Source organism: Lysinibacillus sphaericus OT4b.31 (assembly GCF_000392615.1).
GTDB classification, from domain to species: Bacteria; Bacillota; Bacilli; order Bacillales_A; family Planococcaceae; genus Lysinibacillus; species Lysinibacillus sphaericus_B.
Genome location: NZ_KB933398.1, coordinates 2,824,483 through 2,848,565, shown reverse-complemented (window position 1 = coordinate 2,848,565; position 24,083 = coordinate 2,824,483). Strand labels below are relative to the sequence as shown.

The 24,083-nt window shown below is 39.2% G+C and carries 23 protein-coding genes; 17 read left to right on the top strand and 6 right to left on the bottom strand.

The genetic code is table 11. The annotated features are described in order from the left end of the window. Positions 1-150 precede the first annotated feature (150 nt). Both H131_RS23760 and H131_RS13065 read left to right on the top strand, forming a co-directional pair. Positions 151-303 (top strand): YpzG family protein, encoded by a 153-nt coding sequence (locus H131_RS23760; protein WP_010859633.1) that lies wholly within the window; start codon positions 151-153, stop codon positions 301-303. Positions 304-483: 180 nt separating this feature from the next. Then, a complete protein-coding gene (locus H131_RS13065; RefSeq protein WP_010859632.1) occupies positions 484-669 on the top strand; it encodes a hypothetical protein in 186 nt (61 codons plus the stop codon). Positions 670-762: 93 nt separating this feature from the next. Here H131_RS13065 and H131_RS13060 read toward each other — a convergent pair whose 3' ends face one another. Continuing rightward, positions 763-1,206 (bottom strand): GNAT family N-acetyltransferase, encoded by a 444-nt coding sequence (locus tag H131_RS13060; protein WP_010859631.1) that lies wholly within the window; start codon positions 1,204-1,206, stop codon positions 763-765. 113 nt (positions 1,207-1,319) lie between these two features. On the opposite strand from H131_RS13060, the gene H131_RS13055 reads away from it, so the two are divergent. Beyond that, positions 1,320-1,748 (top strand): NUDIX hydrolase, encoded by a 429-nt coding sequence (locus H131_RS13055; protein ID WP_010859630.1) that lies wholly within the window; start codon positions 1,320-1,322, stop codon positions 1,746-1,748. 107 nt (positions 1,749-1,855) lie between these two features. Beyond that, entirely contained in the window at positions 1,856-2,626 is a 771-nt protein-coding gene (locus tag H131_RS13050) for an alpha/beta fold hydrolase (RefSeq protein WP_010859629.1), read from the top strand. Positions 2,627-2,932: 306 nt separating this feature from the next. On the opposite strand, the gene H131_RS13045 is transcribed toward H131_RS13050, so the two are convergent. From H131_RS13045 to mscL, 3 genes are all read right to left on the bottom strand, one after another. Further along, the gene (locus tag H131_RS13045) at positions 2,933-4,099 is read right to left on the bottom strand and encodes an aminotransferase class I/II-fold pyridoxal phosphate-dependent enzyme (protein ID WP_010859628.1); all 1,167 of its coding nucleotides are present in this window, start codon (positions 4,097-4,099) and stop codon (positions 2,933-2,935) included. Positions 4,100-4,101: 2 nt separating this feature from the next. Beyond that, positions 4,102-5,217, bottom strand: a complete 1,116-nt coding sequence (locus H131_RS13040) for a methionine biosynthesis PLP-dependent protein (RefSeq protein ID WP_010859627.1) — start codon at positions 5,215-5,217, stop codon at positions 4,102-4,104. 510 nt (positions 5,218-5,727) lie between these two features. Next, positions 5,728-6,117, bottom strand: coding sequence for a large conductance mechanosensitive channel protein MscL (mscL, locus tag H131_RS13035; protein WP_010859626.1), 390 nt, complete (start codon positions 6,115-6,117; stop codon positions 5,728-5,730). Between the two features lie 174 nt (positions 6,118-6,291). Between mscL and H131_RS13030 the strand changes: the two genes are divergently transcribed. Beyond that, positions 6,292-6,990, top strand: coding sequence for a lytic transglycosylase domain-containing protein (locus H131_RS13030; RefSeq protein WP_010859625.1), 699 nt, complete (start codon positions 6,292-6,294; stop codon positions 6,988-6,990). Between the two features lie 565 nt (positions 6,991-7,555). On the opposite strand, the gene H131_RS13025 is transcribed toward H131_RS13030, so the two are convergent. Continuing rightward, positions 7,556-7,813 carry a GlsB/YeaQ/YmgE family stress response membrane protein gene (locus H131_RS13025; protein WP_010859624.1) on the bottom strand — a complete coding sequence of 86 codons (258 nt, stop codon included), beginning with the start codon at positions 7,811-7,813 and terminating at the stop codon, positions 7,556-7,558. Between the two features lie 149 nt (positions 7,814-7,962). Then, on the bottom strand, positions 7,963-8,508 hold the full coding sequence (locus H131_RS13020) for a cysteine hydrolase family protein (protein WP_010859623.1): 546 nt from the start codon (positions 8,506-8,508) through the stop codon (positions 7,963-7,965). A gap of 436 nt (positions 8,509-8,944) precedes the next feature. Here H131_RS13020 and H131_RS13015 point away from each other — a divergent pair, with 436 nt between their 5' ends. The 12 genes from H131_RS13015 (at position 8,945) to rbsK (ending at position 23,908) form a co-directional block, all read left to right on the top strand. Beyond that, on the top strand, positions 8,945-10,120 hold the full coding sequence (locus tag H131_RS13015) for an amino acid deaminase/aldolase (protein ID WP_010859622.1): 1,176 nt from the start codon (positions 8,945-8,947) through the stop codon (positions 10,118-10,120). Beyond that, a complete protein-coding gene (locus H131_RS13010) occupies positions 10,108-11,430 on the top strand; it encodes a D-arabinono-1,4-lactone oxidase (protein WP_010859621.1) in 1,323 nt (440 codons plus the stop codon). Before H131_RS13015 ends, H131_RS13010 begins: the two co-directional genes overlap by 13 nt. Positions 11,431-11,838: 408 nt before the next feature. Continuing rightward, complete coding sequence (gene ilvD, locus H131_RS13005) at positions 11,839-13,509, top strand: dihydroxy-acid dehydratase (protein ID WP_010859620.1); 1,671 nt, start codon at positions 11,839-11,841, stop codon at positions 13,507-13,509. Between the two features lie 422 nt (positions 13,510-13,931). Continuing rightward, positions 13,932-15,698, top strand: coding sequence for a biosynthetic-type acetolactate synthase large subunit (gene ilvB / locus H131_RS13000; RefSeq protein WP_010859619.1), 1,767 nt, complete (start codon positions 13,932-13,934; stop codon positions 15,696-15,698). Then, positions 15,695-16,210 carry an acetolactate synthase small subunit gene (ilvN, locus tag H131_RS12995; RefSeq protein ID WP_010859618.1) on the top strand — a complete coding sequence of 172 codons (516 nt, stop codon included), beginning with the start codon at positions 15,695-15,697 and terminating at the stop codon, positions 16,208-16,210. The genes ilvB and ilvN overlap by 4 nt, the downstream gene beginning before the upstream one ends. Positions 16,211-16,313: 103 nt before the next feature. Continuing rightward, complete coding sequence (ilvC, locus tag H131_RS12990; protein WP_010859617.1) at positions 16,314-17,348, top strand: ketol-acid reductoisomerase; 1,035 nt, start codon at positions 16,314-16,316, stop codon at positions 17,346-17,348. Then, positions 17,335-18,873, top strand: coding sequence for a 2-isopropylmalate synthase (locus H131_RS12985; protein WP_010859616.1), 1,539 nt, complete (start codon positions 17,335-17,337; stop codon positions 18,871-18,873). Before ilvC ends, H131_RS12985 begins: the two co-directional genes overlap by 14 nt. Before the next feature lie 111 nt (positions 18,874-18,984). After that, positions 18,985-20,085 (top strand): 3-isopropylmalate dehydrogenase, encoded by a 1,101-nt coding sequence (leuB, locus tag H131_RS12980; protein ID WP_010859615.1) that lies wholly within the window; start codon positions 18,985-18,987, stop codon positions 20,083-20,085. Positions 20,086-20,101: 16 nt separating this feature from the next. Continuing rightward, positions 20,102-21,511 (top strand): 3-isopropylmalate dehydratase large subunit, encoded by a 1,410-nt coding sequence (gene leuC, locus H131_RS12975; RefSeq protein ID WP_010859614.1) that lies wholly within the window; start codon positions 20,102-20,104, stop codon positions 21,509-21,511. Between the two features lie 30 nt (positions 21,512-21,541). After that, complete coding sequence (gene leuD / locus H131_RS12970; protein WP_010859613.1) at positions 21,542-22,132, top strand: 3-isopropylmalate dehydratase small subunit; 591 nt, start codon at positions 21,542-21,544, stop codon at positions 22,130-22,132. 162 nt (positions 22,133-22,294) lie between these two features. After that, on the top strand, positions 22,295-22,945 hold the full coding sequence (locus H131_RS12965) for a uridine kinase family protein (RefSeq protein ID WP_010859612.1): 651 nt from the start codon (positions 22,295-22,297) through the stop codon (positions 22,943-22,945). Positions 22,946-23,026: 81 nt separating this feature from the next. After that, positions 23,027-23,908, top strand: a complete 882-nt coding sequence (rbsK, locus tag H131_RS12960; RefSeq protein ID WP_010859611.1) for a ribokinase — start codon at positions 23,027-23,029, stop codon at positions 23,906-23,908. Positions 23,909-24,083: the final 175 nt, after the last annotated feature.

The following is a 24,083-nucleotide window of genomic DNA, read 5'->3' as shown; positions in this document are numbered from 1 at the left end:
GAAACACTTTATTGCATAATGTACGTTCTTTTTACGCTATTGTGGCGATGTCGTAAACGATTTTTCATAACCATGTATAATCATTGTATGAAGTGGTCATCATAATACAGATTTCACTTATGAAGTCTATAATGATGAGGAGGATGTAAAATGAGTAGGCCTGAACAATTAGACCCCAAATCTCAAAAAATCCACCGCAACTGGTCAAGGATTAAGCATTCAAAATCTCAAGTAAATGGTGAAACGGAGATTACTCTGCATAACCGTATCTTGAGAAGTGAAGCGAAAGCCCGACAGTTTTAATCATGCTAGTGAATTAAGTGTCATCGAGTCCGGAAAATATTTCCGGGCTTTTTTATTTAATCCAAAAAATTAATAATCACCAATTAAATGTTAGATTTATTTGAATTTATTGGTAATAAACTGAAGAGCCTACTAATATTGGTTTGATTTACATAGAGCTAGGTGGCGTTGTCGGGCATCATGAAGCGCCTGTTTCGCAGTTATTCGTTGTTATTCATGGTGAACCAAGATAGAAAGAAGATAGCATTATCGAATGGTGAAGGTGTTCTTTGGCAAACTGGGCAATCACATGCTTCAGGGAGTGACACAGGATTAACAGCACTAGTGATTCAATCCAAGCAAATCGAAGTTCCTCTCAATAAGTAAATGGGAAAATAGGTATTGCAGCATCGCAATGTTGCTTGTTTTGAAAAGATGTTACTTTATATTTCTGCGGAGTCGTAGTTCACTCCGCTATTTTCATTTAGACAATGATAACGCCATGCGAACTGTCTTTAACATATGTCCATCAAACAAATCATCAAATTCTTCTATAAATTGGAAGCCGATTGCCTGATAAAAGCGCATGGCAATTGTATTGTCTTTTTCTACACAGACTGTGAGATTAGTTGCTCCCTCTAACTGTTGAATGCCTTTCTCTAGTAGAGCAGTACCGATACCTTTACGTTGCAAATTTGGAGAAAGATAAATAGCATATAGTTCAGCTTGTCCATCGCTAGTATTTGAAAAGTTTGCAAAGCCGACTAGTGACTCACCGAGTTCAGCAACTAAAAAGGGGCTTTTTTGGAGTCGTTTTATTAGTGTTTCTTTACTATAAGCTGTTTGTAAAAAACGATCCTGTAACTGCTTTGGAATAATTCCCTCGTATGTATCATACCAGCTACTCTTGGCAATTTCTTGCACAAAAAAGATGTCGTCCTCTTGCATCTATCGTATAATTAATGTCAATACTTTTCACCTGCAATTCCAAAGTTTTTTAAAATTGTAACTTAAAACTATGTGGAAGGGATGATCTCATGCAAGTATTAGAAAAGGCATTTGGCTATATTACAAGAGAGCGTGAGGGACGGCTGCAAGTGCTTGTATTTGAACAAAATACGAACGGAGCAAGTATTCAAATTCCTAAAGGCACTGTAGAGGAAGGGGAAACACCGCTTGAGGCAGTAGCTCGAGAGATGTTTGAAGAGACTGGCTTGACGTATTTAGAGGTGAAAGAATTAATTGCACAAGACTATTACAATCATTATTCGGGCGCTTTACAAAAACGCTATTTTTACCATTTAACGACGAATGAGCAGCGTGATACATGGCAACATTGTCCCACAGGAGTCAACGGGGCAGGCTTGGAATTTACGTTTTATTGGATAGAGGAAGAGCATGATGTGACGCTAGCTAATGGGCATGGGGATTATGTGTATCGTGTATTAGAAAGTGTGAAAAACTAATATTTATATCCCTTCTTTAATTGTCTGAAACAGATTAAAAAGGGGGATTTTTTTCGTAATTAGTAATCGAGTTGTAAATCAGTACAACTTAAATAGGAGGAGAAAATTTGACTGTATATTTTGAAGAATATGGTGATAAATCAGCTCCACTTATGCTGTTTTTACATGGAGGTGGAGTAAGTGGATGGATGTGGGAAAAGCAAATTCAACATTTTGCTTCACATTATTATTGTGTCGTACCTGACTTACCAGGGCATGGCAGGAATACCAAAGATACATACTTTTCAATAGAAGATGCAGCGGAAAAAACGATTAAGCAACTTGAAAGCCTCTCTGGAAATCGGAAAATAATTGTTGTTGGCTTTTCACTGGGTGCTCAAATACTTGTGCAGTTATTAAGCATGAGACCTAACTTGGTTGATTATGCTGTTATTACTAGTGCTTTAGTAAGACCAATGTCGTTGATGACAAAATGGATCAGACCAACGATGAAAATGACTTCACCACTAATAGCAATGAGGGCATTTTCAAAAATTCAAGCGAAGACCCTGTCTATTCCTTCACAAAAATTCGAACAATATTATGAAGAGAGTTGCCAAATGCGCCAAGAGACATTGACGCGTATACTAGAAGAAAATTTGTCATTTACAATACCTGAAAACTTTAAAGATGTACAGACCTCTATGCTAGTTATGGTGGGTGAACAAGAAAAATCTATGATGAAAAAATCCATGATGGATTTGGTGAATAGTAACAGGCAGTGTAAAGGGATGCTCGTTGCCGATATTGGCCATGGTATTTCATTAGCAAAACCAGCTTTTTTTAATGTGACGATTGAAAATTGGTTACAGGACCTTTCAAGCATAGAAAATTTATAATCACATATTTGCTTGATGTCCGTTCCAGGCGCACCCTTTTCGCAGGCACGGCTCCAACTAATTTTTGCGGCCGGTCGCCGCAGAAATGGATTTTTCGCACGTGCTGTTCCTGCAGGAGTGTTGCGCCTTCCACTCAAATCAACATGTATCGGCTACTCTTTCCATGCAACGACAGCTCGTGCTGCTTATAAAACATCTGCGATTACGAATATCTTACCTTCAAAAACGACAAAATACCCCGAGAGGTAAAACTCTCGGGGCATTTTGTTGACAGTCTGACCGCATCTCAACATAGAGATGCGGTGATTATAATGCCTTAGCGGCGGCAATTTCTAATGCTTGTGCAAAGTCGGCGATTAAATCATCGACATGTTCAAGACCAACTGAAAAACGTAATAGGCCTTCTGTAATGCCACGTTTTGCCCGTTCTTCAGGTTCCATTGCTGCATGACTCATTTTAGCTGGATAGGAAAGAATGGATTCAACTCCACCAAGAGATACTGCGAATACAGGGATTTTCATCGCCTCTACAAGTGCCTTTGCCGCATCATAATTTGGCAGACGGAACGATAAGACAGCACCTGCACTTGTACATTGGCTCTGGTGAATGTCATAGCCAGGATGCGTTGCAAGTCCTGGATAGTAAACTTGTTCGACTAGTGGGTTAGCATCTAAAAATGCGGCAATCTTCTGTGCGGAGTCACTCGAACGACTAAATCGTACATCGGTTGTTTTCATATTTTGTAGTAGAGTAAAGGAATCCTGTACCCCTAAAATATTACCAAATGAATTTTGAATAAAGTATAAGTCCTTGCCAAGCTGTTCGTCGGCAGTGACTGTTAAGCCAGCGATAATATCTGAGTGTCCCGATAAAAACTTCGTTGCACTATGAATGACAACGTCTACACCTAAATCAAGTGGTCGCTGGTGTAAAGGAGTCATAAACGTATTATCTAAAAAGGTTAAACATTTATGCTGTTTCGCTAGAGCGACTACACCGCGAATATCTGTTATGCCCAGTGTCGGATTCGATGGTGTTTCCATATATAATAGCTTCGTTGCAGGTGTAATGGCTGCCTCCACCGCTGCTAAATCCGTAAAATCAACAAAGGAATGCGTAATGCCGAAACGCGGTAACACCTTTGACACGAAGCGATATGTACCACCATAAACGTCCTCAGTCATAACAATGTGATCACCTTGTGATAATAACATTAACGCTGCAGAAACTGCTGCAATACCAGAGGCGAAGGCATGCGCGCGAACGCCACCCTCAAGCTCTGCGACTGCTTTTTCTAAAGCATCACGTGTGGGATTACCAGAACGAGCATAGTCGTATTCGCCGAACTCATCGATACTTTCTTGGTGAAATGTAGATGAGACATACATAGGTACATTCACCGCACCTTTTTTATTGTCATAACCATCACGCACACCTGCATGGATAAGCGCTGTTTCGATATGTTGTGTCATTTTCAAGCCTCTTTTCGAAGGATTTCAAATACTTGTTTCAAATCCGCAATTAAGTCCTCAGCTTCTTCGATGCCAACTGAAAAACGAAGTAAACGGTCACAAACGCCACGTTCAACACGCTCCTCGTACGGCATATCCGCATGTGTTTGAGTTGCTGGGTATGTAATAAAACTTTCTACACCGCCAAGGCTTTCAGCGAAGGTAATTAATTTAATATTACGTAGGAACAGATCAATCCATTCAGCCTTTTGCAGTCGGAATGACAACATACCCCCTTTACCTGTATAAAGTACATCAGTCACCAGTTCTTCTTCCTCTAAATAAGCTGCAATGGCTTTGGCATTAGCATCATGCTGTTTTAAGCGAAGATGCATTGTTTTTAAGCCACGAATAAGTAACCAGGAATCCATTGCTCCGAGTACCATACCGCTACCATTATGAATAAAACCTATACGTTCAGATAACTCAGCCCCTTTTGCTACAACAAGACCAGCCAGCACGTCATTATGGCCACCGATATATTTAGTTGCTGAATGTAGTACAATATCTGCCCCTAATTCAATTGGTCGTTGGAAATAGGGTGTGTAAAATGTGTTATCAACGATTAACCAAGCGCCATGCTTATGTGCCAGCTCAGCATACGTTTTCAAATCAAATTCCTGCATGAGTGGATTTGTTGGTGTTTCAATGAAAATAGCACGTGTATGTTCATTCATCAAAGCCTCTACCTGTTCAACAGATTCGAATTTTGAATAAACAGGTTTAATATTGTATGTTTCTTTAAAAAAGTTAAAAAGACGATATGTACCTCCATATAGATCATCAGGTACTACTAATTCCTCACCAGGTTTGAAAAGGGAAAGTACTAGTTGTATGGCCGCCATGCCCGAGCTACAAGCAAAGCCCATGTCGCCGCCTTCTAAATCAGCTATACCTGCTTCTAAAATGGCACGTGTTGGGTTTTTAGTACGTGCATAGTCAAAACCTGTAGATTCACCGATACCTGTATGTTTGTAAGCTGTCGATAAATGGATTGGGGGACTTACAGCACCTGTTGTTGGGTCACTTAAATTTCCTAGTTGTACAAGTTTTGTTTCAATACTTCTGTTGTTTGTCATGTCGTCACTCTTTTCTTTATCATAATATAGAAAGGGTCCACGTATCACCAATGGACCCAGGTTCTTATTGGATAATTAGATTACGTATATAGTATTCTCTATAATTGTTACCAATTTAACATGTAAACTTCGGTAGGACAAGATGATTTCAGAAAATTTGATAGATTATTGTGGTAAAATCATGTAGGAATAGTAGGTGTTTAATTATTTTGCTGTCAGAACATGGTTAGGTTCGATGGGGGGACATTTAGTAGGATATCTAGAAAAAATATAATAGAGAAAAATAAAAAGCTTTTCACCATGAATTGGATACAGTTTCATGATGTACATAATAAGTAGAAGCAATTGTTCGGAAAGAATCATTACCATTTAAAAGAGTGATTAATTGCTTGCCTTTTCACTGTAAAGTGAATTTAGCTATAAGAATAGCACCCAAATTGTTAGATAGGTTTCTAACAATTTGGGTGCACTCAAATTTTGTCTACAGATATGAAGCAATTGCTTCCCACTTTACAATTGTTCTTTTTTAAGTAAATCGCGAATTTCTTTTAACAGTTCCTCTTTTGCATCAAGTGCTGGAATGGGCTCTTCCACAACAGCCTCTTCTTTTTTATTAGAAAGCTTCGTCATGATTCTTAGTGCTAAGAAAATCGCAAAAGCGATAATTAAAAAGTCGATAATCGACTGTAAAAACACACCCAATTGAATTTGCGCTTCACCTGAGCCATAAACAAAGCTCTTAGTTAAATCAACGCCACCTGTTAGTACACCAACTAATGGCATAATGATATTTTCTACTAAGGAGGTAACAATTTTACCGAAGGCACCACCAATAACGACTGCCACTGCTAAATCGACAATATTGCCTTTCATAGCAAATTCCTTAAAGTCTTTCCACATAAAATGATTCCTCCTGTATTTATCCAATCAAAAACAATCAAATTGTATTTTACTATATTTCTCTCTATCTATTCAACCATAATAGTAGTGAAAAGAAAATAGCTGAAAATTGCCTACATATAAACGGTAAATTTGGTAATATAGAAGAAGACAATGAATGATTAGGTGTGACATATGGCGAAAAAAAAACAGAAAAAACAATTGCTATCACCAGCTGTGAAAATGGGCATGATTGCATTATTAATTCCAATTGCTATAACAGTGTATGTTCTCGCTTTTTTTGCATGGAAGGAACTACAAACATTCCCGATTTTTGAAAAGCTTGCACAGCAGAAGGCGATAGAAGAAATACAACAAAATTTTGATATAAAAATTCCAGAGCAATATATTCCCGTATATATAGCGGCCGAGGAGAAATATGGTGTGCCTTGGACATTGTTGGCGGCGCATCATCGCATCGAAACGCGATTTTCCTCCATGAAATCCCTTGTTTCTCCAGCCGGGGCAGAAGGGCACATGCAGTTTATGCCTTGTACCTTTGTTGGATGGAAACATCCAACATGTTCGGGATTGGGCAAAGGAGAAATTACCAAGTCTGAACTAATGAATCCGGCTGCAATCCAAAAGTACGGTGGATACGGGGTAGATGCGAATGGGGATGGTGTAGCAGACCCGTATGATATTGAAGATGCTGTGTATAGTGCCGCCAATTATTTATCAAAGTACGGTGCAGCTAAAGGTGACTTAAAACGTGCTGTGTTTAATTATAATCATAGCGACGAATATGTAGAAAATGTTTTGCATTATTACAAAGTGTATAATGATTATCATGATGAATTAAAAGCTGCGGTACTTATAAATACAAAAAAATAAAGATGGCTGTCCTAAAAATAAAAACAACATGCTCTGTTTGAAGGGCTCTTTAGACAGCCAGATTGACGACAAAAGGTATTCGGAATGATTCACATGCCGAATACCTTTTGAAATTTTTTATGAGAAATATTCGTACCAAATTGCCCCTATTAACGACAGTAGTACGTTACGAGCAACTATTTTCCACCATTTTTGGACTTTGCCATGTCCAATTAGCTAGCTTCCTCAAATTCATGGCACATAGATTTGTTTCATGTCACTTGGATTTCGTTCACTATTACTATTTTTTGTCATCCCATCCATCACCTCCATCATTTATAAATGACACTAGTTGATTGGAGCGCAGGCTGCGACTTCTATGGGAATTGCATGAGCGAAAAGGCCGCAGGAGCGTAACGACAAGGAGACTGAAGCCATCCCGCGAAAAGCGTCCGCCGTAGCGGAAATCAACGGCGTCATATAGATACTCCTATTTGAAAAAAAATACTGTAAACGAACTCAATTTTTTGAATTTGTTTACAGTCTGAAAGAGCCATCCAATAAAGATGGCTCTTTTTATTCATATTTATGTTGCTTTACGCATAGTTTTTAAAATCATGCTTACGATAAAGATAAGGACAATCGCACCGATTAAAGCTGGGAACACGTAGAAATCGCTGACTTTCCAACCCCAGTTACCAAGAACCATACTACCAATCCAAGAACCGACAATACCTGCAATAATATTACCAATAATGCCGCCAGGTACATCTTTACCTAAAATGACGCCAGCTAACCAACCTAATATTCCTCCGATGATTAAAAACCAAATGAAACTTATCATAATTATTCATCTCCTCAAAATTTAAGATATAAAATGGCGATTACTTAGTTATATCCTTTCTGGAGAATAATAAACATAAATAAGCTGCTTTTTTGATTTTAGTTTTCTTACATTACAGTAAATAAACGGCGTTCATTCCATTTAATGATTTATTGAATGACTTTTGCACCTAATGTCTGTTCAAAATGACGTAATGCCCAGTCGTGACCGGCTGCATCAAAACTTGCAACACCGTGCGCATAAACAACTGTCGAAATACCAAGATTATAAGCATCAACAGCAGTGTGCAAAATACAAATATCTGTACAAACACCCACTAAATGCACTTCTTCAATGCCACGTTCTTTTAATGTAAGCGCTAAATTTGTACCTGCAAAGGCACTATAGCGCGTTTTATCAAGCCAAAGTACTTCTTCTTTATGCGCATTATAGACTTCCCCAACTTGGCCATATAAGTGGCGACCATTAGTACCACGAATATTATGTGGGGGGAAAAGTTTAGTTTCAGGATGAAAAGGATCATTTTCTTCATGTAGGTCATTAGCAAAAACAACCAAGTCATTTTCTACAAGAAATTGTTCAATTAATGAGGAAATCTTTGCGTCTAAAGCTTGCCCAGGTTGGCCACATGTTAGTTTTCCATCAGTTGCTACAAAATCATACGTATAATCGATAACAAGCAATGCTTTTTTCAATTATTTCACACCCCTAAAAAGTATAAATTTATTTTTATCATGCCATATTTGGGTCGGTTTGTCAGAAAAATAGTTATATTTTAATGTTAAGAATAGTTTGAAAATTGATTTGTGTGGGCGTATAATGTGAAAAAAAGGCGAGGTGATATTTATGAATATGACTGTTATGAAACGTTTAGATCGTCAAGGTTTGCTAATTGCATCTTTGCATATGCTAGTAATGTTAAACTTGGCAGTAGAATTTTTATTCGTATCGTAGTCTCGTAAAAATATAATAGAAAGGTGAGTTTAATGCTCGTCCAATACTAAAACAACCGTGAAGGCAATTTCGTCGTAGTCCACGGTTGTTTTTTGTTGTCTAGACAAAAATGTTTTTTCATTAAAAGGAATTTTTTTGAAAATGTCAAATACACAGAACATATGAAGGGGTGATAGGATGACAATGAGATTTGAACGTGCATTTCGCGAACTAGAATGTCCATTTGCCTGGCTGGACTTAGATGCACTCGATGACAATATAGCGGCAGTGCAGCAAGCTTGTGGACAGAAAAAAATTCGCATTGCGACCAAATCGATTCGTTCGCTAGAGGTGCTAAGTTATTTACAGCAGAACCTCTCAAATACTGTAGGTTTAATGACGTTCACAGCGGCAGAAACGATTTTTTTACTAGAGCATCATTTTGATGATTTATTGCTTGGCTATCCAGTGATGGAGGAACTAGCGGTTCGTCAATTGTTACAGTTTGTGAAAGAAGGGAAAACGGTCACATTCATGGTGGATAAACAAGAGCATGTAGCATTTTTGGAGAAACTAGGAGCAGAGCTTGACGTACAAGTGAAGGTTTGTATTGATATTAATTTATCGAATGATTTTAAAGTCCTTTACTTTGGTACGAAACGTTCATCTCTTCATTCACTTGAGTCCTTAACACCATTTTTACAATTTATAAAAAATCAATCATTTATTGAAGTTGTAGGAGCTATGGGCTATGAGGCTCAAATTGCCGGTGTTGGTAATCGACCAGCAAATGCTGTGAAAGGAAGATTAATTGAAACAATGCAGATACAAGCTAAAAAGCAAGTAACCCAGTTTCGTAGACTGGCCATCGCTCATATAAAAGCTTATTTTCCTCATCTATATTTTGTTAATGGTGGTGGTTCAGGCAGTATGACTTATACTGCTCAACAAAAAGAGGTGACGGAAATTACGGTTGGTTCAGCATTTTATGCGCCAGCTCTTTTTGATCAGTTTACACATTTACAGCTCTCAAAGGCAGCTGGGTTTGCACTGAGAGTAACTAGAAAGCCTGAGAAAAACATTGTGGTTTGTCATGGTGGTGGATATACGGCGTCTGGTGCAATGGCAGGGGACCGATTGCCAACGTTTTATGAACCCAACTATTTTTCATTTCTTAGCTTAGAAGGTGCAGGAGAAGTTCAAACGCCCGTGAAGGTAAAAGGGAAAACAGTCAATATAGGGGACACAATGTATTTTCGACATGCCAAGGCCGGTGAGCTTTGTGAAAGATTTCAAGTATTGCACTTAATAAGAGAGGACAAGTATATCGGAACTTATGCAACATACAGGGGGGATGGCCAATGTTTTCTATAGACAAATGGAAAAATGGTGAAAAGTGGACAAATTGGGCTGGCAATATGATTTCTTATCCAAGTGAGATGTATTTACCTCGATCTATTGAAGAAGTTGTAAACGTGGTAAGTCATGCACGTGATACGAAGAAAACAATTCGTGTAACAGGGGCGGCTCATTCTTTTAGCGCTGTTGCGATGCCGGAGCATATTGCACTTTCTTTACATAACATGCGCGGTCTAATTGCTGTCGATTCAAAAAGGCAAGAGGCAACATTTTGGGCTGGAACATATTTATATGAAATGGGCCCACTGCTTGCGAAACATGGCTTTGCTTTAATGAACATGGGCGATATTCAAGAGCAAACAATTGCCGGTGCGGTATCTACCGGCACACACGGAACTGGTGTTACATTAGGTTCTTTATCATCAACAGTGACAACATGGGGTTTTGTAGATGGTACCGGTATTTACAGAGAGCATATAAGGGGAGCGGATGAATTATCTCAGGCAATACATGTATCACTCGGTATGCTTGGTGTACTTGTAAAAGTAACGATAAAAGTGATGCCTCTCTATAGTTTACATTATGTAGGAACACGGGAAACATTAGCAAATGGGCTCGCGACATTTAGTGAGGATATTCGTCAGCATAGGCATGTTGAGTGGTTTTATTTCCCTAACAGTGAAACGATTCAAGTCAAGCGTATGAATGCTGTGGCACCTGTCTATCAATCTGAATGGAGTAAGCGTGTGGAAACTTTAAAGCTTCAAATAGTTGAAAATGGTGCGTTTTTTGCTATGTCTGAGCTGTGCAAATGGAAGCCTGCATTAAGTGGTGCGATGAGTAGATTAGCGGCAGCAAATGTCGTTGAGGGTGAAAAAATTGGGATTTGTTATGAAATTTATCCTTCTCCTCGTAGTGTCAAGTTTCAGGAAAGTGAATACGCCATTCCCATAATACAATTTGAAGAATGTATGGAAGAAATCCATGCGACCTTTAAAAAAGGCCATTTAAACGTACATTTTCCTTTAGAATGTCGTACGACAGCAGGTGAAGCAGGTTATTTAAGTCCAACGCAAAGGCAAGAATCTGCATTTATTGCTTTTCACATGTATAAAGGGATGTCAGAAGAGCCTTATTTTAAGTGGGTGCATACAATGATGCAAAAATATAATGGACGGCCGCATTGGGGGAAACAAAGTCATTTGACTGCTGAATATGTGCACGAATTGTATCCAGATATCGAAAAGTTTTTAAAAGTTCGAGCGCAGTACGATCCGGATGATGTCTTTTTCACAGGTTACTTAAAAAAATTATTCATTTTGTAAAATCTTTGTACTTATTGCATTAGAAATATTCTGCATGGAGTAGCGGGATCGTCTACGAAAATAGCTAAAGACTATTATCATTTTTAAAGAGTGGAACTATGTAAATATTGCTTATTATAAAAAAATTTAAATTTGAACGAAATGTCAAAATATTTATCAAAGCGAGATAAAAGTGATGCTTAATCAGCATGAAAACGATTTCAAATTTTACGGAGTATTTGAATTGTTTAAACAATTCAAAAAATACTGTTGACGAGACCCTCTTATTCGTACTATGATAACAACAATTTAATACGTTCGTTACAGTAGTTAGTTGCATTTACAGCAATTAACTTATACACAAAAACAAAATAGACAGAACATTTTGTATATAGCAACGAACATAGCAATAAATGAGGGGCGTTTAAAATGAGAAGTGACATGATTAAAGTAGGCGTAGATCGTGCGCCACATCGAAGTCTTTTATATGCAACAGGCAAAGTAAAAGCAAAAGATTTAGGCAAACCATTCATTGGGGTTTGTAACTCTTATATCGACATTATTCCAGGTCACGTTCATTTACGTACGTTTGCTGATGTTGTCAAGGAAGCCATAATCGAAGCGGGTGGAATTCCATTCGAATTTAATACAATTGGTGTAGATGATGGGATTGCAATGGGACATATTGGTATGCGTTATTCTTTACCAAGTCGTGAAATTATCGCAGATTCTGCTGAGACAGTTATTAATGCACACTGGTTTGATGGCGTATTTTACATTCCAAACTGTGACAAAATCACACCAGGAATGTTAATGGCGGCGGTTCGTACAAATGTACCTTCAATTTTCGTATCAGGAGGTCCAATGGAGGCGGGGACATCTGCCACAGGTAAACAACTTTCACTAACATCCGTTTTTGAAGGTGTCGGAGCTCATAAATCAGGCAAAATGTCATCGGAAGAGCTGTTAGATATTGAAAACAACGCGTGTCCGACATGCGGATCATGTTCGGGAATGTTCACTGCGAACTCTATGAACTGCTTGATGGAAATGCTAGGAGTAGCGCTTCCAGGTAACGGCACAATCGTAGCAACATCCGATGAGCGCCATAAGCTCATTAAAGAAGCTGCTAAACAATTAGTCCGTATGGTGAATGAGGACATTAAGCCACGTGACATTATTACAAAAGAAGCAATCGATGATGCATTTGCACTTGATATGGCAATGGGCGGTTCTACAAACACAGTCCTTCATACACTTGCCATCGCAAATGAAGCGGAAATCGACTATAACATTGAAGATATAAATAAAGTTGCAGAGCGTGTACCGTATTTAGCGAAAATTATGCCCGCTTCGGATGTGTCAATGGATGATATTAATAAAGCTGGTGGTGTTAGTGCCATCATAAACGAATTAGTATCTATTCCTGGTGCAATTCATCCAAATCGTCCAACTGTTGCAGGTGTAACGATGGGGGAACTTGTAAAAGATTATCAGATTACTAATGATCAAGTTATTCGTACGAAAGACAATCCTTATAGTCCTGTCGGTGGCTTATCGGTGTTATTCGGTAATATTGCACCAAATGGCTCTGTTATCAAAGTAGGTGCTGTAGATCCTTCTATTAAAGTGTTTAAGGGTGAAGCAATTGTCTTTGATTCACAAGAGGCAGCGCAGGAAAACATTGATAATGGCACAGTTAAGGAAGGCCATGTAGTCGTCATTCGCTATGAAGGACCTAAAGGTGGCCCAGGGATGCCTGAAATGCTTGCACCAACGTCTGCTATTCAAGGTCGTGGTTTAGGAACCAAGGTTGCACTGATTACAGACGGACGTTTCTCAGGTGCATCTCGCGGTATTTCAATTGGTCATATTTCACCAGAAGCAGCAGAAGGCGGTCCAATCGCTTTAGTAGAGAATGGTGACATTATTACAATTGATTTACCAAATCGTACAATTAATTTAGAAGTTTCAGAGGAAGTATTAGCTGAGCGTCTTGAAAGATTGCCAGTATTTGAACCGAAAATCAAACGTGGCTGGTTAGCGAGATATTCGAAATTAGTCACAAGCGCCTCTACTGGCGGCGTCATGAAGATTTAACTGAAAATATATATATGTTAAAACGTTGATGAGGTTAAAGGGTCTAGAGTCCTGTATCTACCAGAGAGCCGGTCGTGCTGGAAGCCGGCGATACAACTAGATCCGACATCCCCTCGGAGTGAGCTATTAAACGCGTGTACGCCATTAGATAGCTCCGGGCATAATCGAAGTGCTCGTTATTAATGAATAAATGATTTATGACACCGTATTGGATGTAAGTTTACTTGCATTGGTTCATAAATGCTTTCATTTATTCGCGAGGTAGCAATTTTATTGCTATAAACAAGGGTGGTACCATGAAAAGTCTTTTTCATCCCTACGTAAGGTAGTTCTTTGCGTGTGGAGAAAAGGGCTTTTTATTATTTTTCACGATATTAAAATAGTTTTTCACTATTTTAACTACATGAAGGAGGCTTATTTTGATGAGTGCGAATGTTTCTATCAATGAAAAAGAAGAATTAGTAACAACAGCAGAAGCTGAAAAGATTTTTCAACCGAAAGATGGTGCCGACGTTTTAGTTAAGGCGTTGCATGATCAAGGTGTAGAAATTATCTTTGGCTACCCAGGTGGTGCAGTACTGCAAATTTATGATGCGCTGTACAAAAATCCAATTCGACATATTTTAACAAGACATGAGCAAGGCGCAATTCACGCAGCAGAAGGGTATGCGCGTGTTTCAAATAAACCAGGAGTTGTCATTGCTACAAGTGGACCAGGAGCCACGAACTTAGTAACTGGTATTGCAGATGCGATGATCGATTCCATTCCACTTGTTATTTTCACAGGTCAAGTGGCAACTTCAGTTATTGGTACAGATGCCTTCCAAGAAGCTGACATTATGGGGATTACTACACCAATTACAAAGCACAACTATCAAGTACAAGATGTAAATGACATTCCGCGTATCGTCCAAGAAGCTTTCCATATTGCGAATACGGGGCGTAAAGGTCCAGTAGTTGTTGACTTCCCAAAAAATGTTTCACAAATGCTGTTTGAAGTGGAAAATCCGCCTAAAGCACCAGAAGAAATTTATTTACCTGGATACCAACCAACATACAAACCGAATTACTTACAAGTCCAAAAGGCTATCCAAGCAATTTCTTTAGCGAAAAAGCCGGTTATCCTAGCAGGAGCAGGTGTACTTTTTGCAGATGCACGCGAAGAATTAACGACTTTTGCTGAAAAATACCGCATCCCAGTAACGAATACATTACTAGGTCTTGGATCACTCCACGGCGAGCATGAATTATTTATTGGTATGGCAGGTATGCATGGTACAGCGACAGCCAATATTGCCATTACAAAATCAGATTTACTACTAAATATTGGCGCTCGCTTTGATGATCGTTTAACGGGTAATTTAGCGACGTTTGCACCAAATGCAACCATTATCCACATTGATATTGATCCAGCAGAAATTGGTAAAAACGTTCCGACAGATATTCCAATTGTAGCAGATGCGAAGGAAGCATTAAAATCATTACTTAAAAAAGACTTTGAAGGTCCAGATTCAGCTGATTGGATAGAATTTTTAGCAAATCATGCAAACGAAAATCCACTGTGGTATTCGAAAGCAGCGAGTGATACAGAAGTGTTACCGCAGGAAGCGCTAGAACTCGTGCATCGAATTACTGAAGGTGAAGCGATTGTTACAACAGACGTTGGTCAGCATCAGATGTGGGCTGCTCAATATTATCGCTTAAACAATGACCATGGATGGGTAACGTCTGGTGGACTTGGTACGATGGGGTTCGGCTTTCCAGCTGCAATTGGCGCCCAATTTGCGAAGCCAGACAAAAAAGTTGTTTCAATTGTAGGGGATGCAGGTTTCCAAATGACTGCACAGGAGCTCTCACTACTAAAAGAATTCAACTTACCAGTAAAAATTGTGATTTTAAATAACAGTTGCCTCGGGATGGTACGCCAGTGGCAAGAAACATTCTATGAGGAACGTTATTCATCTTCGCTTATGCCGATTCAACCGGATTTTGTGAAATTAGCGGATGCATATGGCATTAAAGGCTATCTTATTAACACAATTGACGAAGCAGAAAGTATCTTCCGTGAAGCACTTCTTTCTGATGAGCCAGCGTTAATCGATTGTCGCGTAAAACAACTTGAGTGCGTATACCCAATGGTAGCACCAGGTAAAGGTTTACATGAAATGATTGGGGTGAAAAAGAAGTGAAACGAGTAATTACAGTAACGGTGATTAACCAGAGCGGTGTGTTAAACCGCGTAACAGGCTTACTTATGAAACGTCAATTCAATATTGAATCGATTACAGTTGGTCATACTGAACAGCCAAACTTCTCAAAAATGACATTTGTAGTACATGTAGAAGATGAGAGCAAAATTGAACAGCTTGTCAAGCAATTATCGAAGCAAATTGACGTGTTAAAGGTCAATGACATTACAGATAAATCCATCGTGCTTCGTGAGTTAGCGCTTGTGAAGGTCATTTCACCACCAAATTTACGTCTTGAAATGAACTCGATTGTTGAGCCGTTCCGACCACAAATTATTGATACAGCGAAAAATGTTGTCACATATCAAGTGGTGGGACAGCCAGAAAAAATTGATGCTTTTATCGAGTTGATTCGCCCATATGGCATTAAAGAGTTAACACGTACGGGTGCAACAGCATCTGTTCGTGAAACACAAAAAATACCAAATACGCAGCTCTCTATTTTAAAATAGTTTGCATATAAAAGAAAGCTTTGGATGCGCATCCTACAGATAAGTGGTATGCATTTAAAGCTGGACCCCAAAAAACAAACCCATAATTAGGAGGAAACAAACAATGACTACAATGTACTATGAACAAAACATCAACGAGGACGTATTAAAAGGTAAAAAAATCGCAATCATCGGTTACGGTTCACAAGGTCATGCACATGCACTAAATCTTAAAGAGTCAGGTTTCGATGTAGTAGTAGGTGTTCGACCAGGCGGATCTTTCGATGCAGCAAAAGCTGACGGAGTAGACGTGAAAACTGTTGCTGAAGCTGCACAAGAAGCAGATGTAATCCAAATTTTACTACCTGATGAGCGTCAAAAAGCAGTATATGAAACTGAAATCGCACCATACCTAGAAGCTGGTAAAGCACTTATGTTTGCTCATGGTTTCAACATTCACTTTGGTCAAATTACACCACCAGCTGATGTTGACGTATTCTTAGTAGCACCAAAAGGTCCAGGACACTTAGTTCGTCGTCAATTCCAACAAGGTGCTGGTGTACCAGGTCTATTCGCAATCCATCAAGATGCAACTGGTCAAGCAAAAGATTTAGCGCTTGCTTATGGTAAAGGAATTGGTGCTTCTCGTGGTGGTTTACTTGAAACAACATTCAAAGAAGAAACTGAAACTGATTTATTCGGTGAGCAAGCCGTTCTTTGTGGTGGAGCAACTCAATTAGTAAAAGCTGGTTTTGAAACATTAGTAGAAGCTGGTTACCAACCAGAACTTGCTTACTTCGAAACATTACACGAATTAAAACTAATTGTTGACCTAATGTTCGAAGGTGGTATGGCTACAATGCGTTACTCAGTATCCGATACAGCTGAGTGGGGTGACTATGTAGCAGGTCCACGCATCATCGACGATTCAGTAAAAGCACGCATGAAAGACGTATTAACTGACATCCAAGATGGTACATTCGCTCGTCGTTGGATTCAAGAAAACGAAAACGGTCGCCCTGACTACACGAAATTCAAAGAAGCAGGTGCCAACCACCAAATCGAAGAAGTTGGTACTAAATTACGAGCTATGATGCCGTTCATCAACGAAGGTAAAGAAAAAGTAGTGAGAGAAGTGAGCGTAAGTGCGAAAAATTGATATTTTTGATACAACACTTCGCGACGGCGAGCAATCTGCAGGTATTAACCTAAATACAGCTGAGAAGATTGAAATCGCCAAGCAATTAGAACGTCTAGGTGTCACTATTATTGAAGCAGGTTTTCCTGCTTCATCACCTGGTGACTTCGATGCGGTCAATCGTATTGCAGGCACTGTTAAAAATTCCATCGTGACAGGTCTAGCACGCTGTGTGCAAAAAGACATTGATACAACATGGGAAGCGATTAAAGTAGCAGAGCAGCCACATATTCATATTTTCCTAGCAACATCACCAATTCATATGGAGTACAAGTTAAAAAAATCACCAGATCAAGTGGTTGAACAAGCAGTAGAAGCAGTGAAATATGCAAAAAAATTCTTCCCGCTTGTGCAATGGTCTGCAGAGGATGCATTCCGTTCAGATCGTAAATTTTTAGTCCGTATTATCAATGAAGTCATTGCGGCCGGCGCTACTACCATTAACGTGCCAGACACAGTTGGCTATGCATCTCCTCAGGAATACGGAGCATTGTTCAAATTCCTACTTGAGAATGTGAAAGGCGCTGAAAACGTTAAATTCTCTGCGCACTGTCACGATGACTTAGGAATGGCGACTGCTAATACAATCGCTGCCATCGACAATGGTGCTATGCAAGTGGAAGGGACGATTAACGGTATTGGTGAGCGGGCTGGAAACGTTGCGCTTGAAGAAATCGCTGTTGCTCTTCATATTCGTAAAGATATTTATCCTGTGGAAACAGGCATTCACTTACAAGAAATTAAACGTACGTCTCAATTAGTAAGTAAGTTAACAAACGTGGTCATTCAACCAAATAAAGCAATTGTTGGGAAAAATGCATTTGCTCATGAGTCTGGTATTCACCAAGATGGCGTGCTGAAAAATCCTGAAACGTACGAAATTATTTCACCAGCACTTATTGGTGAGGGGGAAGTTCCTCTTGTTCTCGGTAAACACTCTGGACGCGCTGCATTCCGTGACCGTGCGGAAACAATGGGCTTTACTCTTTCTGACGACAAGCTAAATAAAGCATTTACTGAATTCAAAAAGCTTGCAGACCGCAAAAAAGAGATTACAGAAGAAGATTTACTAACACTTCTTACAGAGCAACAAGTGCAAATTGAGGATGTGCCGCTATTTGAATTGAAAATGGTTCAAGTACAATATGGGACAGAAAATATTCCAACTGCGACAGCAACAGTAATTACGCCAGAAGGTAATGTCAAAAATGTTGTGGCTACTGGTTCAGGTTCAGTCGAAGCTATTTTCAATACACTTGAACAGCTTGTTCCGGGAGACATTCATGTCATCGACTATCGCGTGAAATCCGTCGGTAAGGGACGTGATGCACTTGGTGAGGCCGTTATTAATATTCGTTACGATGGTGTATCAACGACTGGTCGAAACTCATCCCAAGATGTTTTAGAAGCATCTGCGAAAGCTTATTTAAATGCCATTAACCGTCATTTAATTCAAGTAAGCCTTCGTGCCCTACAAGAAATCTAATTGTACTTGCTTTACAAAAAGTCTCTCATCTGCAAAAGCAGGTGAGAGTCTTTACTAAAATAGCATAACCTTATGAGGCATTTACACTATATAAAGAAAGGTGTTTTTACGATGGAGAAAAAAATTACAGTACTTCCTGGTGACGGAATTGGACCAGAGGTTGTTGCTTCTGCTGTACGTGTATTACAAGTAATTGGCAAGCGCTTCAACCATACATTCCATTTAGGCTATGCAACAATCGGAGGCGCTGCCATCGACCAACACAATAATCCACTACCAGATGAAACAATTGAAATGTGTGAAGGTAGTGACGCCATTTTGCTTGGGGCTGTAGGTGGCCCTAAATGGGATAATAACCCACCTGAGTTACGCCCTGAAAAAGGTTTATTACGTATTCGTAAGTACTTTGACTTATTCGCAAATTTACGTCCGGTAAAGGCGTTCCCGAGTTTACTAGATGCTTCACCATTAAAACGTGAAGTAGCCGAAAACGTAGATTTAATGATCGTACGTGAACTAACAGGTGGCGTATACTTCGGGGAACCACGTATGCGTACTGAAAATGGCGCAATTGATACAACAGTTTACTCAACAGCAGAAGTTGAACGTATTGTTGAAAATGCCTTTGAATTAGCACGTTTACGTGGAGGCAAATTATGCTCTGTCGATAAAGCAAACGTACTTGAAACAAGTCGCTTATGGCGCGAAGTTGTAGAAGCAAAGAAAAAAGAATATCCAGATGTACTGGTTGAGCATAATCTAGTGGACTCTGTGGCAATGAAATTGATTACAAATCCTAGCCACTATGATGTTGTTGTTACTGAAAACATGTTTGGAGATATTTTAAGTGATGAAGCATCCGTTATTACAGGTTCACTCGGTGTATTACCATCAGCATCAATCCGTGGCGATAACTTTGGACTTTATGAACCTGTCCATGGTTCAGCACCGGAGATTGCTGGTCAAGGTGTAGCAAACCCAGCTGCAACGATTCTTTCTGTTGCTATGATGCTACAATACTCATTCGGTCTAAAAGAGGAAGCGGCAGAAATTGAACGAGCAGTTAGTGCTGTATTTGATGATGGTTACTTCACTGCTGATCTTGCGCGTGATGGTGGTCGAACACTATCTACTAATGAATGGACAGATAAAATAATTAACGAGATTGATACTAGTTTTGTATCAGAAAGTATTATGACAACATACATTTAAGAAATAGGTGAAGACAATGGGCAAAAATATAATTGAAAAGATTTGGGATAAACATGTTGTTTATCAGGAAGAGGGCAAACCGGACCTGTTATATATTGATCTTCATTTAATTCATGAAGTAACTTCTCCTCAAGCTTTCGAAGGGCTACGCATGAACGGTCGTAAAGTACGTCGTCCCGATTTAAGCTTTGCAACGATGGATCATAATGTACCTACAAAAAATTTACCGACCATCACTGATCCGATTGCTCGCAACCAAATTGAAACATTAGCGAAAAATGCTGCTGAATTTGGTATTGAGCTTGCGGGTATGGGACACCCCGATCAAGGGATTGTCCACGTGATTGGACCTGAGCTAGGGTTAACACAGCCTGGTAAAACAATTGTTTGCGGTGATTCTCATACATCTACTCATGGTGCTTTTGGTGCCATTGCATTCGGTATCGGTACATCAGAGGTAGAACATGTAATGTCTACACAGACGTTGTGGCAAAACAAGCCAAAAACGATGGAAATTCGTGTAGAAGGAGAGCTTCCTGAAGGCGTTGCTGCAAAAGATATTGTTTTAGCGATAATCTCTAAATTTGGTATCGGCGTAGGTACAGGTCATATTGTGGAGTTCACTGGAGAGGCAATCCACAAACTTTCTATGGAAGAACGTATGACAATTTGTAATATGTCCATTGAAGCAGGAGCAAAGGCAGGGCTCGTGTCGCCTGACCAAAATACCGTTGACTACATTCGAGGTCGTCGCTACGCACCACAAGGCGAGAAATTTGAAGAAGCATCAACATACTGGTTAAGTCTAGCATCTGATGTGGACGCGACGTATGATGAAGTACGCATTATCAAAGCTGAAGAAATTGAGCCAATTATCACGTGGGGAACAAATCCTTCTATGGGCTCAGGCGTTTCTAAAAATGTACCAATGCAAGCAGATTATCAGGATGAGTCAGATAAAGCTGCACTTCGAAAAGCACTTGCCTATATGGGCTTAGAAGAAGGCCAACCACTAACTTCAATTGATATCCAACACGTATTTATCGGTTCATGCACAAACTCACGTTTAAGTGATTTACGCGCAGCAGCAAGCATCATCCAAGGACGAAAAGTACATGGAAATGTGACAGCAATCGTAGTACCGGGATCTCATACAACGAAAAAGCAAGCAGAGGCTGAAGGATTAGACAAAATCTTTACAAATGCTGGTTTTGAATGGCGAGAATCTGGTTGCTCCATGTGCTTAGCCATGAATGATGATGTTGTACCTGCTGGTGAACGCTGTGCATCAACATCAAACCGTAACTTCGAAGGTCGTCAAGGTACTGGTGCAAGAACACATTTAGTATCACCACAGATGGCTGCGGCGGCAGCAATTGCAGGTCATTTCGTGGATGTACGCGAATTCGTAAAGGAAACGGTGTAGGGGCCTTTAACACGGAAAGGATGATTGAAAATGGAACCAATTAATATCGTATCTAGTGTCATTACACCACTAGATCGTAAAAATGTAGATACAGACCAAATTATTTCAAAAGAATTTTTAAAGCGGATTGAACGTACAGGTTTTGGTCAGTTTTTATTTTACCATTGGCGCTTTGATGCTCAAGGGAATGAAAGCAAAGACTTCGTATTAAATAAACCTGAGTTTAAAGATTCCAAAATTCTAGTAGCACAAGATAACTTCGGCTGTGGTTCTTCTCGTGAACATGCACCATGGGCAATCTTAGACTATGGCTTCAACGTAGTTATCGCACCATCATTTGCAGATATTTTTCATAATAACTGTTTCAAAAATGGCATTTTGCCTATCAAATTAACCGAAGCAGAATGTGATGAGATTTTAGCAAAAGGGTTAGCGAAGCCTTATAGCGTGGAAGTAAATCTTGCAGCTCAAATAGTAACGGGTGAAGATGGCCAGGTTTATCGTTTTAACATCGATTCTTATTATAAAGAAACGTTATTAAATGGTTGGGATGAAATTGCTCTAACATTTAAATACGAAGAACAAATTACTACGTATGAAGCAAAACGACTAGCGTACTAATAGGTAAAGGAGTTGTCTCAGGAAACATTTGAGATGACTCCTTTATTGTTAGAAGGTGTACAATCTTACCTGAAGATTGTGCACTTTTTATAGATAACAGGCTTTTCCGATACTCATTTCATAAAAATAAGCTTATTATATTAGTATAAGGGGGAGAGAAAGATGGATACATTATTACAAGAAATAACAAATTGGCTCAGCACAACGGGTGAACGGATTGTTATTGGTATTTCAGGTCATGGTGCTGCTGGGAAAACAACATTTGCCAATAGGCTCGTAAACCAACTAAATCAACATGAAGTGAATTATATGAATACAGATCCATATATTGTTAGTTCAAACATAAGAAATCAAGCAATAATCGACTATACATATCAAAACGAAAATCATCGTTATAAAATGACAGCTTGCCATCCATCTGCGCATCATTTACCTTCTTTGGAAAGAGATGTTCGGATGCTTAGAGATGGTTTAGAACTATATACAATCGATACACATTATATGGAAAGCGAGTTACTTTCTTCGCAAAACAGCGTATCGATTGTAGAAGGGATGAGTGTTGCATTTATGAATCCAGCATTATTTGATTTAAAAATTTATTTCTATACCGATGGTGAAACGGAATTAATGAGAAGATCCAGTCGTGATATTGTTGAAAGGGGGATGGATATAAATTATTTAAGGCAGTCACACAAAGAACGTCGTATTCAGTATGAGGTCTTTATGCAGCCATACAGCCAGCATTTTGATATTATTGTCAAAACTTCTGATGACGAAATTACTCTAGAAAAAAATACATTTCCATTTAAATAATCATGTGTTTTGAACAATTTAATTAGTAATTATCGTGGCTTATCAAGTCGCTTACATACTTTAGAGGAAAGAGGCAGAAAAATGATAACTGTTATTGGTAGTTTAAATATGGATTTAGCAGTAAAAATGGATGTTTTCCCAAAGCAGGGTGAAACAGTACTCGGAGACCAATTTCAAACAATTCCAGGTGGAAAGGGGGCAAATCAGGCGGTTGCTGCGGCGCGATTAGGAAGTCAAGTAAACATGATTGGGTGTGTGGGTACAGACGACTTTGGTCATACTTTACGTAACGTATTACAAAAAGAGCAAATTCACACAGAAAACTTAGTAACAGCTTCAGTACCCACAGGTATTGCAAATATTTTAATATACAACAACGATAATCGTATTATTGTTGTACCAGGTGCTAATTATGAGTTGAGACCAGCTCACATAGAGGCTGCAAGAGAGATTATTCAGCAAAGTCAAATGGTGATTATGCAGCTTGAAATTCCGATGGAGACGACTAATTATGCATTAAAGTTATGTAAAGAAGCGAATGTACCCGTATTATTTAATCCAGCACCAGCGGCGAATTTTGATATACGATGGATGGAGGACATTACGTATATTACACCAAATGAAACAGAGTGTTCACTTTTATTTGGTAATGATTTTGATGAGGTGCTGACAAGATACCCGAATAAGATGATACTAACACTTGGTAGTGATGGTGCACGTTTTTTTGATGGTGAGTATCCTATTCATGTACCCGGTTATATGACAAATGCCGTAGATACAACAGGTGCTGGCGATACGTTTAACGGTGCATTAGCTCATGCATTAATAGAGGGACAATCATTGGATGAGGCAGTGTATTTTGCGAATATAGCAGCCTCTTTATCTGTTGAAAAATTTGGCGCACAAGGTGGCATGCCAACACTTGGGGCGGTTTACGCTCGCATGGGTGGCTTTGAAGAGTAAATACAAAAGTCCTTATGTGAGTTTTTGGTGTAGGTCTTTATGTAGTTGTTGCCTAATTAGCTAAGTTCGAGTAACATTGCCCGACCATGATTGAATTAAAAATATCATTTCTTTATGTCTGGTTAACGCATAAATATTAACGAAGATGGTTATTTATCATAAGAAATAACTACTA

Coding starts and splice junctions, on each gene's coding strand:
- H131_RS12965 (WP_010859612.1), top strand. CDS start 22,295: ATGGATACATTATTACAAGAAATAACAAATTGGCTCAGCACAACGGGT.
- leuD (WP_010859613.1), top strand. CDS start 21,542: ATGGAACCAATTAATATCGTATCTAGTGTCATTACACCACTAGATCGT.
- H131_RS13055 (WP_010859630.1), top strand. CDS start 1,320: ATGCAAGTATTAGAAAAGGCATTTGGCTATATTACAAGAGAGCGTGAG.
- H131_RS13010 (WP_010859621.1), top strand. CDS start 10,108: ATGTTTTCTATAGACAAATGGAAAAATGGTGAAAAGTGGACAAATTGG.
- ilvC (WP_010859617.1), top strand. CDS start 16,314: ATGACTACAATGTACTATGAACAAAACATCAACGAGGACGTATTAAAA.
- rbsK (WP_010859611.1), top strand. CDS start 23,027: ATGATAACTGTTATTGGTAGTTTAAATATGGATTTAGCAGTAAAAATG.
- H131_RS13030 (WP_010859625.1), top strand. CDS start 6,292: ATGGCGAAAAAAAAACAGAAAAAACAATTGCTATCACCAGCTGTGAAA.
- ilvB (WP_010859619.1), top strand. CDS start 13,932: ATGAGTGCGAATGTTTCTATCAATGAAAAAGAAGAATTAGTAACAACA.
- H131_RS13065 (WP_010859632.1), top strand. CDS start 484: ATGAAGCGCCTGTTTCGCAGTTATTCGTTGTTATTCATGGTGAACCAA.
- H131_RS23760 (WP_010859633.1), top strand. CDS start 151: ATGAGTAGGCCTGAACAATTAGACCCCAAATCTCAAAAAATCCACCGC.
- H131_RS13040 (WP_010859627.1), bottom strand. CDS start 5,217: ATGACAAACAACAGAAGTATTGAAACAAAACTTGTACAACTAGGAAAT.
- ilvD (WP_010859620.1), top strand. CDS start 11,839: ATGAGAAGTGACATGATTAAAGTAGGCGTAGATCGTGCGCCACATCGA.
- leuB (WP_010859615.1), top strand. CDS start 18,985: ATGGAGAAAAAAATTACAGTACTTCCTGGTGACGGAATTGGACCAGAG.
- H131_RS13045 (WP_010859628.1), bottom strand. CDS start 4,099: ATGACACAACATATCGAAACAGCGCTTATCCATGCAGGTGTGCGTGAT.
- mscL (WP_010859626.1), bottom strand. CDS start 6,117: ATGTGGAAAGACTTTAAGGAATTTGCTATGAAAGGCAATATTGTCGAT.
- leuC (WP_010859614.1), top strand. CDS start 20,102: ATGGGCAAAAATATAATTGAAAAGATTTGGGATAAACATGTTGTTTAT.
- H131_RS13025 (WP_010859624.1), bottom strand. CDS start 7,813: ATGATAAGTTTCATTTGGTTTTTAATCATCGGAGGAATATTAGGTTGG.
- H131_RS13015 (WP_010859622.1), top strand. CDS start 8,945: ATGACAATGAGATTTGAACGTGCATTTCGCGAACTAGAATGTCCATTT.